This is a genomic window from Pseudomonas syringae pv. coryli str. NCPPB 4273 (assembly GCF_000972175.1).
GTDB classification, from domain to species: Bacteria; Pseudomonadota; Gammaproteobacteria; order Pseudomonadales; family Pseudomonadaceae; genus Aquipseudomonas; species Aquipseudomonas syringae.
Genome location: NZ_AWQP01000004.1, coordinates 97,591 through 112,491 on the forward strand (window position 1 = coordinate 97,591; position 14,901 = coordinate 112,491).

Consider the following 14,901-nt stretch of genomic DNA (forward strand, 5'->3'; position numbering starts at 1 on the left):
GATGCTTCACTTGAACATCAAACGTGTTTTGATTTCGCGGGAAACCTGTATTTCTTTGGCTTCCAACCCATTGAATCTAAAGGGTTTTTTTCAATTCCTCGCTCAGGAATGGACGCAATTCTGTACTGGTTCGCATGCCATGTCAAGAACGAGGAGAAAATAATTCGCCCACGCTGTATCGCTGCAATCGCTACTGCGCCTGATGTTCCAGGGGCGTATACGGTTTGAAGAACCCGCTGCCCATCCATTGTGGTGTTTTTTCCGTGGTCAGCGGCCGGGCGCGCTGGTAGCTGTTTGCGTTTTTCGCGTAGCCCTTGTGGTCGTACTCGGCCATGAACGGGTACGGGAAGACCTTGCGAGTACGTCCGCGATTGCCCACGTTTTCCTTGACCATGGACGCCGGCAGTGACTGTGCCAGCGGTCTCTGCCTGTTGCCGGCCTTGTCGGGGCCTGCCTGTCGGACAACGATGGCGTCCGGGGCCCGGCTTTTTTCGACCCAGGCCATGATCGGTGTCAGCAGATCGACCAGGCTTGGCCCTTCCCCGCCGCCGCAGTGATAAACGCCGGGCAGCATGTACAGCCTCGAGAACGCCTCGGTGCGGCTCTTGCCCATCTCAGCCTCAAGCGCCTCGTGATACGCCAGGGTGTTGAGCGGTGAGACGTTCGGGTCGGCCCAGCCGTGCCAGAGGATCAGCTTGCCGCCGCGGCTGGCGAATGGCGAGAGATCGGGATTGGTGGCGTCGTACAGCGCATGCAGCGGGCGTAGCTGGTCAAAGGTTTTCGTGTCGAAGTCCAGCGCATTCAAATCGAAACTTGCAGGCGGGTTCTTCTCGAACACGACATTGCGAATGGCCTCCAGCGCGGCCTTTTCGCTGTACACAGTCTGATCGGCGCTAACCGGCACGAACACGCCAGCCCAGGCCAGTTCCGAGCCCGGCTGCGGGCCGCCCAGGGTCAACCGCTCGCCACTGGCAGCGTCTTTCGGGCCTTCGTAAAAGCGCCTGACCGTGGCCACCTCCTCTGCGCTCAGGCACGTGTCGGGGTCGGCCGACGCCTTGCATTGCAGCGCGGCGGGATCGAAGTGGCAGATACGCGGATCCGCTATCAGGCCGTCAATCTGTCCGTCCAGCACATCGCATTGGTCAAGTACGGCCTTGTGCAGCAACGGCAGTCGTGAGGCGAGCAGGATAGGCTTGCCGTCTGCGCCGCGGTTGGAGCGCGCCATCCAGCCGTGATACAGGGTTTTCTGCACTTGAAAGTTGAGCGCCGGGGCTCCGGCAATGATGCCGTCGAAATCGTCCGGGTAACGCTGTGCTTCGATCAACGCCTCGCGACCGCCGTCCGAGCAGCCACTGAAGTAGGCGTATTCTGCTTTGCGGCCATAGAACGCGGCTATCAGTTTCTTCGAGGCCAGCGCAGTGAGGTGCACACCACGATGGGCAAAATCGGCGCGCTTTTGCGGGTCATCGCCAAAATGCTCGTCTGCCGCCTGATGGCCCATGTCGGTGGAGGCCACCGCGAATGCGCCAGTACTCAGGGATGTGCAGCCATCAGCGGCGCGCACGGTCGAGTTGACGTTGCCACATAACCCGCCGCAGCCGACTTGCAGGTAACGCTGCTCCCAGGTGCCGGTTGGCAGCTCAAGCCTGAAGTTGATCTGCGGCGCCAGCTGGCCTTCCACGGCGCACACCGCAATACCATCACGGGTCGACTCACTGGCCGCCAGCACACGACTGCCCTGCCCGCCGATGTCACTGAGTTCCACGCTGCTCAGTGCAGCACAGCTGCTGACCGGTTTGACCACTGCAAGCCGGGCTGTATTGTCGGCGGTCGCCGCGGATGCCATACGGGCCAGAGCCGGCGTCTGAATGCTGAGTGAAGTGACCAGCAGCAACAAGGCGTGGGCGTACTTCGGCTGGGAGGGTTTCATGAGAACTCCTGTTCATGAAGGATCAAAACCACAGTGCGAACCTGCAAATGGCCGCACTGTGGGCAAGGGTAAAACGTTTAAGCCCGGCGATTATTCAAAGGCTAGTAGAAAATACCATCACCGATTCCATCCGCCGCCCATGACCTTGTAGAGCGTGACCCGGTTGCTTTGCTCTGTCAGGCGCAGGGAAATCAGGTCCTGCTCGGCACTGTACAGCGAGCGTTGCGACTCGAGTGCCTCCAGATAACTCTGCGACCCGCCGCGGTACAGGGCGTCGGCCAGTTCGTAGCTTCTACGACTGGCATCGGTGTAGGCCTGCTGCGCGGCAAGCCGCTCATCCAGCGTGCTGCGCACCGCCAAGGCATCGGCCACTTCCTTGAATGCAGTCTGGATCGTCTGCTGATAGGTCTGAATCTGGATCTGGTTCTCGACCTTGGCCGAGTCAAGCGTGGCCCGATTGGCGCCGCCGTCGAAAATCGGCACGCTGATACTTGGCGCAAAGCTCCACGCGCCGGTTCCGGACTTGAACAGACCTGAGAGGCTGGTGCTGGAAGAGCCTGCACTGGCAGTCAGGGTGATACTGGGGAAGAACGCCGCACGCGCTGCACCGATATCAATGTTCGCGGCTTTGAGTGTGTGTTCGGCACTCAGCACGTCCGGGCGACGTTGCAGGAGGCTGGAAGGCAGGCCATCCGGCACCTGCACCAATCGCGCCACCGACTGCATGTCGGCATCGGGCAGCAGCTCCTCCGGCAGATCGCTGCCGACCAGCAGGCGCAAGGCGTTGCGGTCCTGAAGAATCTGGCTTTTATATTGCGCCACATCGCCCCTCGCCGATTCGACCGTTGTCTGCGCCTGGGCCACTTCCAGCCCGGAAGAACCGCCCAGCGCATGACTGTTTCTGGTCAGGTCGTAGCTTTTCTGCTGGCTGGCCAGCGTGTCTTCGGCAAGTTTCAAAAGCTGGTTGTCGGCGGCCAGGGTCAGCCAGCCGGTTGCCACTTCGGCGATCAGGCTGATCTGCGTACTGCGCCGTGTTTCGGTCAAGGCCAGGTAATCCTCGAGCGCTTCGTCCTGAAGGTTCTGGATACGCCCGAACACATCCAGCTCATAGCTGCTCAAGCCCAACTGCGCGCTGTACTCGTGGCTGATCGACGACTTTCCGGTCATCGAGGTCGATGACGGCGTGCGTGTATGCGTGCCGCTGCCACTGGCATCAATGGTCGGCAGGCTCGCCGCTCGCTCGATGCGATATTGCGCCTGCGCTTTCTCGACGTTGAGGCTGGCCAGGCGCAGGTCGCGGTTATTCACCAGCGCCAGGTTCTGCAGGCGCACCAGGCGGTTATCGATGAAAAAATTCTGCCATTCAATATCCGTGGGCACACTGCCCGACGCAGCCGGTTGGCCAGCCGTCGCTGGCAGCCATTGGCTTGAAACCGGCGCTTCAGGGCGCTGGTAATCCGGGGCCAGGTTGACGCAGCCCGCAAGCAGCGCCGTGACAGCCAGTGAAGGCCAGAAGAGACGCATCATGCTTCACCTGTAGATGTGGGTTGAGCCGCCGGAGCATTGCCTGACGAACGACTGAAGCGGCGACGCACTTCCACGAAGAACAGCGGCACCAGGAAAATCCCCAGCACGGTGGCGCTGAACATGCCGCCCAGTACGCCCGTGCCGATCGCGTTACGCCCGGCCGAGCCTGCACCGCTGCTGAGGGCCAGCGGCAGCACACCGAACATGAACGCCAGCGAAGTCATCAGAATCGGACGCAGTCGTTGCCGGGCGGCAAGAAGGGTCGCTTCATGCAGGCTTTTGCCCTGTTCCTGAAGATGTTTGGCGAACTCGACGATCAGGATCGCGTTTTTCGCCGCCAGTCCCACCGTGGTCAGCAAGCCCACCTGAAAGTACACGTCATTGCTCAAGCCACTGATCCGCGTCGCCAGTACCGCGCCGACCACACCCAGCGGCACCACGAGCATGACCGAGAACGGCACCGACCAGCTCTCGTACAAGGCTGCAAGGCAGAGAAACACGAACAGCACTGAAATGGCGTAGAGCATTGGCGCCTGGGAGCCGGACAGGCGCAGTTGGTAGGACTGCCCGGTCCACTCGTAACCGATGCCTTCGGGAAGTTGCTTGATGATGGCTTCAACGGCATCCATTGCCGTGCCCGAGCTGACACCTGGCGCAGGATCGCCCACCACTTCAAGTGACGAGCTGCCGTTGTAACGCTCCAGCAACGGCGAACCATAGCTCCAGCTGCTGCTGGCGAACGACGAGAACGGGACCATTTCGTCATTGCTGTTGCGCACGAACCAATGGTCCAGATCGGCTGATTGCATGCGCGAAGCAGCCTCGCCCTGCACATAGACTTTCTTCACTCGCCCCTGATTGAGGAAGTCATTGATGTAGCTGCCGCCCAGCGCAGTGGACAGGGTCGAGTTGATGTCACTGGTGGACAGGCTCAGCGCTCCGGCCTTGCGGTCGTCGATGGTCACTTTCAACTGCGGAGTGTCGTCCAGGCCGTTGCTGCGCACGCCCAGCATGCTCGAGTCCTTTCTCGCCAGCTCGATAAACTGCTCGCGTGCCGCCACCAGTGCCTCATGCCCCACACCGCCAAGGTCCTTGAGTTGCACGTCGAACCCCGAACTCTGCCCCAGGCCACGTACCGCAGGCGGCTGCATGACAAACACGCTGGCGTCGCCGATGCTCGCCAGGGCCAGCGTCGCGCGCTGTGCTACCTGCGCCGCACCCTGCTCCTTGCCGGACCGCTCGCTCCAGTCCTTGAGCTTGATGAACGCCCTGGCGGTGTTCTGACTGTTACCGCCCATCCCCAGCCCGGAAATGCTGATCAACGCCTCGACTTCCGGCTGTTTGAGCATGTAAGCCTCGAACTGCCGCATTACCGCCTGCGTACGGCTGTCGGTAGCGCCCACCGGCAGCTGGATCTGCGCCATCAGCGCGCCCTGGTCTTCATCCGGCAGGAACGAGGTGGGCAGGCTGACGTAACCCACCGCCATGACCACCAGCACCAGCGCATACACCAGCAGGCCCCGTCCGCGATGTTCGATGACTCCGCCCACGCCTCGCTGATAGCGATCGGCGCTGCGGTCGAACGTGCGGTTGAACCAGCCGAAAAAGCCACCGCGCTTTGCGTGCAGTTGCGCATCCGAGGCTTTGAGCATCGTTGCGCACAACGCTGGCGTCAGGGTCATTGCAACCAGCACCGAGAGCAGCATGGCCGAAACGATTGTCACCGAAAACTGCCGGTAGATAATCCCGGTGGAACCGCTGAAAAAGGCCATCGGAATGAACACGGCGCTCAGCACCAGCGCGATACCGATCAGCGCGCTGGTAATTTCATCCATTGATTTGCGGGTCGCCTCCAGCGGGCTCAGGTGCTCTTCGCCCATGACCCGCTCGACGTTTTCCACCACCACAATGGCATCGTCGACCAGCAGGCCGATGGCCAGGACCATCGCGAACATGGTCAGCGTGTTGATCGAATAGCCGAACAGCGCCAGCACGCCGAACGTGCCCAGCAGCACCACCGGCACGGTAATCGCCGGAATCAGCGTGGCACGCAGGTTCTGCATGAACAGAAACATGATCAGCACCACCAGCGCGATCGCCTCACCCAGCGACTTCACCACCTCCTTGATCGACAGGCTCACGAATGGCGTGGTGTCATAGGCAATGACTGTTTTCAGTTGCATTTGCGCGGGGTAGAACGGTTCGAGTTCCTTGAGCTTGGCCTTGATCGCTTCACCAACGCTCAGCGCGTTTGCGCCTGAGGCCAGCTGAATACCCATCGCCGCAGCAGGCCTGCCATTGAGCGCCGAGTTGATGTCATAGCTTTCGCTGCCCAACTCCACCCGCGCCACATCGCGCAAGAGCACGACCGCGCCGTCACTGGAAGATTTGACGACCACGTTCTCGAACTGCTCGGGCGTCTGCAGCTTGCTGCGGGCACTGATGGTCGCATTCAACTGCTGACCTTCCACCGCGGGCAAGGCCCCCAACTGGCCTGCCGAGACCTCGGTGTTCTGCGCCTCCAGGGCCGAGCTGATGTCGGAGGGCATCAGTGAGTACTTTTCCATCTTCGCCGGGTCCAGCCAGATACGCATCGCGTACCCCGACCCCAGGGTCTGCACGTCGCCGACACCATCCACACGGCTCAGTTGATCGAGCAGCGTGCTGGAAATGTAATCACCGATCTGCGTGCCGGTGACGCTTTCGTTATCGGAGGCCAGGGCGACCAGCATCAGGAAGTCGGAACTGCCCTTGGTCACCGTCAAGCCTTCGCTCTGCACGCTTTGCGGCAGGCGCGATTCGGCCTGCTGCAGCTTGTTCTGCACCTGCATCTGCGCCACGTCAGGGTCGGTGCCTGCGGCGAAGGTCAGGCTGATGCTCGCACTGCCCGCAGAGCTACTGGAGGCAGACATATAAGTCAGCCGGTCCAGCCCCTTCATCTGCTGCTCGATGACCTGGGTGACGGAGTCTTCGACGGTCTTGGCCGATGCGCCAGTGTAGGTGGCGGAGATCTTTACCGTCGGCGGCGCGATATTGGGGTATTGCTCAAGTGGCAGCTGGCTGATGGACAGCCCACCGGCAAACATGATGCAGATGGCAATGACCCAGGCGAAGATGGGCCGATCAATGAAGAAACGAGCCATGTTCAGCCCTCCTTCACGGTAGCGGCAGTGGCCGCAGTACCAGACGCTGGCGAATCGGCGTTGTCAGCGCTCTGCACGGTAACCTCGGTGCCTACCGGGGTTTTCTGTCCGCCTTCGACCACCACCTGATCATTGGCCTTGAGCCCGCTGCTCACCCACCACTGGTTGCCCACCGTGCGGTCGACGCTGATCACCCGCTGCTCGATCTTGCCGTCAATCACCAGCAACACCGTGGTCTGACCACTGGCACTGCGGGTGACGGCCTTTTGAGGTATCAGGATGGCATTCTGATCCTGCGCCTGTTCCAGCACCGCCACCACGTACATGCCAGGCAGCAACAGCCGCTCCGGATTGGCAAAGCTGGCACGCAGCGTCACCGTGCCGGTGCCTTCATTGACGCTGACGCCGCTGAATTGTAGGCGGCCTTCCTGGTTGTAGGTGCTGCCGTCATCCAGCTTGAGGGTGATTCGAGCTTCCCCGTCGCTGTTGGTTTGCAGCTTGCCGCTGGCCAGGTCGCGCTTGAGACGCAGCAACTCGGTGGTGGACTGGGTGACATCGACGTAAATCGGGTCGAGCTGCTGAACCGTGGTCAGCGCGGTGTCCTGCTGGGCCACCACCAATGCACCGGGGGTCACCGTCGAGGTCTCGATGCGGCCGCTGATAGGCGCGGTAATCCGTGTGTAAGCCAGATTGATGCGTGCGGTCTGCACATCGGCCTCCGCCACTTTCACCTCGGCGGCAGCAGTCAGCAGGCTGGCCTCGGCGTCTTCTTTATCCTGCTGGCTGATGGCGTCGATCCTGGCCAGTTGCACATCGCGTTTGGCGGTGGCCTGTGCGGACTTGAGCGTGGCACGGGACTTGGCGAGCGTGGCCTGCGACTCTGCCAGAGCCGCCTGGTAGGTCGCGCTGTCGAGTTGGTACAACGGCTGACCAGCCTTGATTTCGGCGCCTTCGACGAACAGTCGCTGCTGCACGATGCCACTGACCTGAGGCCGTATCTCGGCAACCATGAACGCTTTGGTGCGCCCCGCCAGCTCGGTGGTCAGCGATTGGCTGCGCGGTTTGACGGTGACCACCGACACGGTCGGTTTCTCCGCAGCAGGCGGCGCATTGCCGTCTGAACAACCGCTCAGAAGACCGATAAGGGCTGCGTAGATGACAAAGGTCAAAGTCATCAGGTATTTGGCGAAAATCTTGCTCGACATGATTGCCTCAGGACGTTGTGGCGAAAGCCTGACGTCAGAGTGCGAGGCAAATGTGCAGGAAAATTGAAGATTGCCGCGTTGACTTGAAACTTGCCGTCGCGAAGGCCTAAATGGACGCCGTCTTCAGGGAAACCCCGAGCCTTCATGAAATCGAGCATCTCCACCAAACTGTTTGTCGCGGTACTGGCCAGCGTACTGTCAGTGATCCTGATCATGGGCCTGACCGCGAACTGGAGTTTTGCCCGCGGCTTTCTGGGTTACCTCAACGAACAGGCCATGCAGCGCATGTCGCCGGTCCTGCCACGGCTGGCCGCCGCCTATGCGCGCGAAGGCAGTTGGGAATTCATGCGTGACAACAAGGATCGCTGGTTCGAAGTGATGCGTCCGGAGCCGGCGCAGGATTTCGCCATCCCCGGGCTGGCGACACCGCCTACCTCCGACCTGACCGGAGCGGTGTTCCGGATCGCGCTGCTGGATGCGCAGAAGAACCTGGTGATGGGCTTTCCAGGGGTCCATGACGATGAGTTCATGCGCCCGGTGGAAGTCGACGGCAAAATCGTCGGCTGGATGGCGGTCACGCCCTTTCAAAGTGTCAGCGAAGCCGGTGGCGAGCGCTTTCAGCAGTACCAGTTGCGCGCCAGCCTGGCGATGGGTGTGCTGTCGCTGCTGCTGGCGGTGCTGATTGCCTGGTGGATCGCGCGCACCCTGCTCGATCCGGTCAAGCGTGTGGCCGCGGCAACCCATCGCCTTGCCGCAGGTGAATACGCCAGCCGCGTGGCGGTTTCCTCGAACGACGAGGTCGGTCAACTGGCGCGCGACTTCAACCAGCTGGCGTACACCCTGGAGCGCAATGAGAAGATGCGCCGCGAATTCATGGCCGACGTGTCCCATGAGCTGCGCACCCCGCTGTCGGTCCTGCGTGGCGAACTGGAAGCCATCGAGGATGGCGTGCGCACACTGGATCAGGCGTCGATGAAGTCCCTGCAGGGCGAAGTCGGCATGCTCAGCAAGCTGGTGGATGATCTGTATGAGCTGTCCCTGGCGGATGTGGGCGCCCTGACCTACCGCAAGGTCGACTGTGATCTGGCGGAGCTGCTGACGAATATCACTGACATGTTCGAAGAGCGTTGCGCAGCCCGTCAGTTGCATTTGCAGCTGGAGCTTGCTGGCGGAGCTCTACCGGTGCACGCAGACCCAGGACGCCTGCAGCAATTGATCAGCAACCTTCTGGAAAACTCGGTGCGCTACACCGATGCCGGTGGCACAGTGCACGTGCGTGCGGCATTGCAGGGTGATGAAGTGCGCGTCGATGTGATGGATTCCGGACCCGGCGTCGACCCGCAGCAACTGCCCAGACTGTTCGAACGTTTCTATCGCGGTGAAACTTCACGTAACCGCGCCAGCGGCGGTGCGGGTCTGGGGTTGGCGATCTGTCACAGCATCGCCCTCGCCCACGGCGGCAGCCTGAGCGCCAACCACTCGCCCACAGGCGGCCTCTGGCTGACCCTGTGCCTGCCAGGACACCTGCGCCCATGACCGCTGCCAGCCTCGAAACACCGATTCTCATTGTCGAAGACGAGCCCAAGCTGGCGTCGCTGATGCGCGACTATCTGATCGCGGCCGGCTATTCGACCCACTGCCTGAGTAACGGGCTAGACGTTGTGCCCGCTGTCCGAGCGAACGCGCCACAACTGATCCTGCTCGACATCATGCTGCCTGGCCGCGATGGCATGGACATCTGCAAGGAACTGCGCAGCTTCAGCGACGTGCCCATTGTGATGATCACCGCACGCGTCGAGGAAATCGACCGATTGCTCGGCCTGGACCTCGGTGCCGACGACTACATCTGCAAACCGTTCAGCCCCCGTGAGATGGTCGCTCGCGTCAAAGCCATCCTGCGTCGCAGCTCCTCCAGCGAGACGCACACGCCCAAGGGTTTGCAGGTGGACGAAGCGCACTACCAGGCCTCGTTCAACGGGGTCACCCTGGACCTGACCCCGGTGGAACTGCGTCTGCTGGCGACCTTCGCCCGCTCACCGGGCCGGGTCTTCTCCCGTGACCACTTGCTGGACAGGCTCTACTCGGATCACCGCGTAGTGACCGACCGCACCGTGGACAGCCACATCCGCAACCTGCGCCGCAAACTGGAACAGGCCTGCCCGGGTCAGGACCCGATCCAGTCGCTGTACGGGGTAGGTTACAAGCTGGAGTTGTGACCGGTACTGTGCGGAGCATGGGCACGATAGTTACAGGACTATCGTTCCTCACGCTCCCGCGTGGGAATGCCGGTCGTGACGCTCCTCGTCACAAATCTGCGCCGCGCCGCCTGCGCGACGACAGTCATCACACTTCAGGCACTTTCCGTTTGCCGGTTGCGCTGCAGCGCAGCCAGGTCGCGGAATACGGCACCCGGATGCCCCGCTTCCAGGCGCGGCCCATCGCCAAACAGCTTTTCGCGCAACGTGCCCCTGGCGTATTCGGTCTTGTAGACGCCGCGTTTCTGAAGCTCCGGCACCAACAGCTCGACCGCATCGATGAAGGTTTCATGGGTCAGCGCATACGCCAGGTTGAACCCGTCGACGTCGGTTTCTTCAACCCACTCCTGCAACAGGTCGGCCACGGTTTCCGGGCTGCCGACAAACAGCGGGCCGAAGCCACCGATGCCGACCCAATCGGCCAGTGCCTGCGGCGTCCATATAGTGTTCGGGTCTGCCGTGGAAAAGGTCTCGACGGCCGACTGAATGGCATTGGTGTGAACGTGGCGCAGGGGTTCGTCGGGCTTGAACTGGCTGAAGTCGATGCCGGTCCAGCCGGAAATCAACGCCATCGCGCCCTCATAGCTGACCCAGCTTTTGTATTCCTCGAATTTGGCCCTGGCCTTGGCATCCGTCTCGCCGACGATCACCGTCTGCAAATTGAAAATCAGCACCTTGGACGGGTCGCGACCCGCCTCTGCGGTGCGCCGGCGGATATCGGCCACAGTCTTTTTCAGCAGGACTTTCGAGGGCGCTGCAACGAAAACGCATTCGGCGTGCTCGGCGGCGAACTGCTTGCCGCGGCTTGAAGCGCCAGCCTGATAGAGCACAGGCGTGCGTTGCGGCGACGGCTCGCACAAGTGGATGCCAGGCACCTGGAAGTGTTTGCCGACATGGCGAATCTCGTGGATTTTGCTCGGATCACTGAATACCCGGCGCTCCCGGTCACGCAGAATCGCGCCGTCTTCCCAGCTGCCTTCCCAGAGTTTGTAACACACCTCCAGATACTCCTCCGCGTAGTCGTAGCGCGCGTCGTGTTCGGTGAGGGTTTTCTGACCCAGGTTCTTCGCGCCGCTTTCCAGATAGGAGGTGACGATATTCCAGCCTGCGCGCCCCTTGGTCAGGTGATCCAGCGTCGACAGGCGACGGGCAAACGGATAGGGATGTTCGAACGACAGCGACGCGGTCAGGCCGAAGCCCAGGTGTTCGGTCACCAGCGCCATGGGCGGGATGAGCTGCAACGGGTCGTTGACCGGCACCTGAGTGGCCTGGCGAATCGCCGCCTCGCCGTTGCCGCGATACACGTCGTAAATACCCAGTACATCGGCAATGAACAAACCATCGAACTTGCCGCGTTCGAGAATTTTCGCCAGATCGGTCCAGTACTCGAGGTCCTTGTACTGCCAGGAGCGGTCACGCGGATGCGCCCAGAGGCCCGGCGATTGATGGCCGACGCAGTTCATGTCAAACGCATTGAGGCGGATTTGGCGAGGCATGCACTTACTCCTGAAGCTGTGGCGGAACCACGCCGTTGAGGCGTTGATTGCCGATAACCTGATAGTGCCAGCGCAGCGGCTCACGACCGGCCGGAGCTGGCAATGACGAGCGCTGCCCGGTCAATTCGTATTGAATGTTGCCCACCGCCTGCAAAGCCTCGGCGCTGGCAATGACCGCCTCGCTGCTGGCGATCAGGCGTTGCTCGGCCGAAGCGTCCAGACGCCCGGCGCGCTCCAGCAGCGCGGCGGCGACGTCCAGACGAATCTGCAGGTCCCCGACCTTGCTGATCACATAAGGGTCATCGACCACACGCTGCAGACCACTGAGCGACCACGGCCGACCGTGCTCACGCAGGTAATCGAGGGTGTGGCGCAGGCCTTGGCGCGCCTGATCAAGGTCTTCGGTGGCGACCGCCAGTTGTGCGGTAATTACGGGATGCGTCATGGGCGTACTCCTTGATCAGTTCCAGGCGTGACGTGGCGGTGCAATACCGTTGAGCACCTGATTGCCGATCAGGTGGTATTTCCAGCGCGCCGGGTCATGCAGCGTGTGGGTGCGCGCGTTGCGCCAGTAACGGTCGAGATTGAGTTTGCCGAGCACCGAGCGGGTGCCGGCCAGTTCGAACAGCTGGGTGCTGGCGAGCAAGGCAATCTGCGCCGACAGCACCTTGGCCTGGGCGACGATCACCGAGGCCTGCGCGACGCTAGCTTCACTGGGTTCGGCCAAAGCATGGTCGATGGCCTGCCCGGCTTTGGCGAGGATCGCGTCGGTGCCGTGCAAGCGCCACTGCAAATCACCGATGGCGGCAATGCTGAACGGGTCCTGCCAGCCGAAATCCTGCTTGCTGTCGATCCATGGTCGGGCCAGCCGGGCGTGCTTCAGGGTTTCCTCGAACGCGCCGTGAGCAATGCCGGTGTCCACCGCCGCCTGAATGATCTGCGAAATCGGCCCATGGGCAGTCGGTTCGTCGAAAGCACGATGCGCCGGGATCACCGCACTCGAGGGTACGCGAACGGCTTTTAAAACAGCCCCGCCGCTGGCCGTGGTGCGCTGCCCGAAACCGTCCCAGTTATCGATGATGGTCAGGCCCGGATTGTCGCGTTCGACGAAGGCGATGAACGCCTGATTCAGCTCGTTGACGCCGGAAACCGGCACGATGTGCGCGAACAGGGCGCCGGTGCAGTAGAACTTTTCGCCGTCCAGCACCGCGTGCTCGCCCTCGAAGCGAATCCGGGTCTGAAAGGCGCCGGCGTTCTTGCTTTTCGACTCGGAGAACGCATTGCCGAAGCGGTAGCCGGCCAGCGCCTTGCCGAAGTAGTGGCGTTTCTGCTCCTCGGTGCCGGTCTGCAAGAGAATATCGAGCACGCCCAGGTGGTTCTGCGGGATTTGCCCGAGTGAAGGGTCGGCGGCAGAAACAAGCTTGATCACTTCCGCGACGGTGACATAGGAAACGCCGGCACCGCCGTAGGCCTTGGGTACGGTAATGGCCCACAGGCCGCTGGCGGAGAACTCATCCAGCTCGGCGACTGGCAGACGCCGTTCGCGATCACGCACTGAAGCTTCTTCAGCGAAGCGACCGGCCAGTGCCCTGGCCACTTCGATGGCTTCGGCGTCCGAGCCAATGATGTGCGCTGCGGGAGGTGCGGCAGTTGAAAGGGAGGAAGGAAAACTCATGGACAGGCTCCTGCTCGTTGGCGACAGGTTGAAAACACTCAACACGCTTGAACCTGAACATTGCACAGCCCGTGCCGAAAAATATTTCCCTTTAAAAACATTAAGTTGCGAAGTAACGCTCACGAATGGCCGCACCCTGCAGCGCAAAATGTTCGAACGCTGTTGCTGGCCGAACAGCGGCGCACTCGCAGCGCATCCAGCGCAGACACAGGTATTTCAGGGCTCATGAGCTGCCGACGTGGCTGACGACGCGGTGGGATTTGCCAACCAGCGCTCATGCCACTGTTGGCTGACCAACAAGAAAAACATCTCACCAAAAATAAATGATAAAAATCAGCCAGTTACATTCAGGCACAAAGCATGCAAAGAGTCTGACGAACCTTCCACCGGCCCGTGTGCCGATCTCTTCGCGCTCAGGAGTACTGCATGACTCAAACAACCGGCTCAAACCCGCTCTCGCTGGGGACCGATTACGAAACTCTGGCCAACCGATTTCGCCCGATCTTCCGTGAGATCGGCGCTGGCAGCGTCGAACGCGAAAAAGCCCGCGCCCTGCCCCGTGAACCGATTGCCTGGCTGCAGAAAGCCGGTTTCGGCGCTGTGCGTGTACCTATCGAATATGGCGGTGCGGGTGCATCGATCAGCCAGCTGTTTCAACTGCTGATCGAGCTGGCCGAAGCCGACTCGAACATTCCGCAAGCCCTGCGCGCGCACTTCGCTTTCGTCGAAGACCGCCTGAATGCACCACCCGGCGCGGACCGTGACCAGTGGTTTGCGCGCTTTGTGGCCGGGGATCTGGTGGGTAACGGCTGGACCGAAGTCGGCGCGGTGAAAATTGGCGATGTGATTACCAAGGTCAGCCCGCAAGGCGATGGTTTCGTGCTCAACGGCACCAAGTTCTACAGCACCGGCAGCATCTTTGCCGACTGGATCGACGTCTACGCCCAGCGCTCCGATACTGGCGCCGATGTGATCGCGGTCGTCGACGCCAGGCATGCCGGCGTGCGTCACAGTGACGATTGGGACGGGTTCGGCCAGCGCACCACCGGCAGCGGCACCTCGGTCTACGACAACGTACCGCTGCCGGCCACACACGTCATACCGTTCGAGCAACGCTTCAAATACCAGACGGCGTTTTATCAATTGGTGCTGCTGGCGGTGCTGGCCGGTATTGGTCGAGCCGTCGAACGCGACATCGCTCAGGAAGTGCGCGATCGCAAACGCGTCTTCAGCCATGGCAACGCCGGGAGCGTCAGTCAGGACTCACAAGTACAGCAAGTGGTCGGTCAGATCGCCGCCCAGGTCTACGCCGCCGAGGCTGCAACGCTACGCTCCGCCGAGCCGTTGCAGCGTGCGTACGTGGCACGCTTCGGCAATGACCCACAGCGGGAAAAAGACGCCAATATTGCCGCCGAAATCGAGACCGCCAAGGCCCAGGTGATCGTCTCGGAACTGGTGCTGCGCGCTGCCAGCGATCTGTTCAACGCACTGGGCGCTTCAGGTGTCAGCGTCAACAAGGCGCTGGATCGCCACTGGCGTAATGCGCGCACAGCGGCATCGCACAATCCGCTGATCTACAAGGCGCGCATTGTCGGTGACTGGCGCATCAACGGCACCGAGCCGCCTTTTGTCTGGCAGATCGGCAGCGGTAAAGGCAACGCTTGAGGCGC

Annotated in this window: 11 protein-coding genes; 4 read left to right on the plus strand and 7 right to left on the minus strand. The window is 61.5% G+C overall.

The window, feature by feature from the left end; all coding sequences use genetic code 11:
* Nucleotides 1–190: 190 nt before the first annotated feature.
* The 4 genes from P406_RS02335 to P406_RS02350 form a co-directional block, all read right to left on the minus strand.
* Nucleotides 191–1,930 (minus strand): tannase/feruloyl esterase family alpha/beta hydrolase, encoded by a 1,740-nt coding sequence (locus P406_RS02335; RefSeq protein ID WP_046235206.1) that lies wholly within the window; start codon nt 1,928–1,930, stop codon nt 191–193.
* Nucleotides 1,931–2,047: 117 nt separating this feature from the next.
* The gene (locus tag P406_RS02340) at nt 2,048–3,454 is read right to left on the minus strand and encodes an efflux transporter outer membrane subunit (RefSeq protein ID WP_046235207.1); all 1,407 of its coding nucleotides are present in this window, start codon (nt 3,452–3,454) and stop codon (nt 2,048–2,050) included.
* Nucleotides 3,454–6,600 carry an efflux RND transporter permease subunit gene (locus P406_RS02345; protein ID WP_003410805.1) on the minus strand — a complete coding sequence of 1,049 codons (3,147 nt, stop codon included), beginning with the start codon at nt 6,598–6,600 and terminating at the stop codon, nt 3,454–3,456. Before P406_RS02345 ends, P406_RS02340 begins: the two co-directional genes overlap by 1 nt.
* A 2-nt stretch (nt 6,601–6,602) precedes the next feature.
* Nucleotides 6,603–7,805, minus strand: a complete 1,203-nt coding sequence (locus P406_RS02350) for an efflux RND transporter periplasmic adaptor subunit (protein WP_046235208.1) — start codon at nt 7,803–7,805, stop codon at nt 6,603–6,605.
* 144 nt (nt 7,806–7,949) lie between these two features.
* On the opposite strand from P406_RS02350, the gene baeS reads away from it, so the two are divergent.
* Both baeS and P406_RS02360 read left to right on the plus strand, forming a co-directional pair.
* On the plus strand, nt 7,950–9,341 hold the full coding sequence (gene baeS, locus P406_RS02355; RefSeq protein WP_046235209.1) for a sensor histidine kinase efflux regulator BaeS: 1,392 nt from the start codon (nt 7,950–7,952) through the stop codon (nt 9,339–9,341).
* Nucleotides 9,338–10,021, plus strand: coding sequence for a response regulator (locus tag P406_RS02360; RefSeq protein WP_003314799.1), 684 nt, complete (start codon nt 9,338–9,340; stop codon nt 10,019–10,021). Before baeS ends, P406_RS02360 begins: the two co-directional genes overlap by 4 nt.
* Before the next feature lie 134 nt (nt 10,022–10,155).
* Here P406_RS02360 and P406_RS02365 read toward each other — a convergent pair whose 3' ends face one another.
* Genes P406_RS02365 through P406_RS02375 form a run of 3 tightly spaced genes read right to left on the minus strand, consistent with a single transcriptional unit; the run spans nt 10,156 to nt 13,231 of the window.
* A complete protein-coding gene (locus tag P406_RS02365) occupies nt 10,156–11,556 on the minus strand; it encodes an LLM class flavin-dependent oxidoreductase (protein ID WP_046235210.1) in 1,401 nt (466 codons plus the stop codon).
* A 4-nt stretch (nt 11,557–11,560) separates the two neighbouring features.
* Complete coding sequence (locus P406_RS02370; protein ID WP_046235211.1) at nt 11,561–12,001, minus strand: acyl-CoA dehydrogenase; 441 nt, start codon at nt 11,999–12,001, stop codon at nt 11,561–11,563.
* Nucleotides 12,002–12,016: 15 nt separating this feature from the next.
* Entirely contained in the window at nt 12,017–13,231 is a 1,215-nt protein-coding gene (locus P406_RS02375) for an SfnB family sulfur acquisition oxidoreductase (RefSeq protein WP_046235212.1), read from the minus strand.
* Here P406_RS02375 and P406_RS29305 point away from each other — a divergent pair.
* A complete protein-coding gene (locus tag P406_RS29305) occupies nt 13,230–13,460 on the plus strand; it encodes a hypothetical protein (RefSeq protein WP_162234410.1) in 231 nt (76 codons plus the stop codon). The genes P406_RS02375 and P406_RS29305 overlap by 2 nt on opposite strands.
* 197 nt (nt 13,461–13,657) lie before the next feature.
* Nucleotides 13,658–14,896 carry an acyl-CoA dehydrogenase family protein gene (locus P406_RS02380; RefSeq protein ID WP_046235213.1) on the plus strand — a complete coding sequence of 413 codons (1,239 nt, stop codon included), beginning with the start codon at nt 13,658–13,660 and terminating at the stop codon, nt 14,894–14,896.
* The last annotated feature ends 5 nt before the right edge of the window (nt 14,897–14,901 follow it).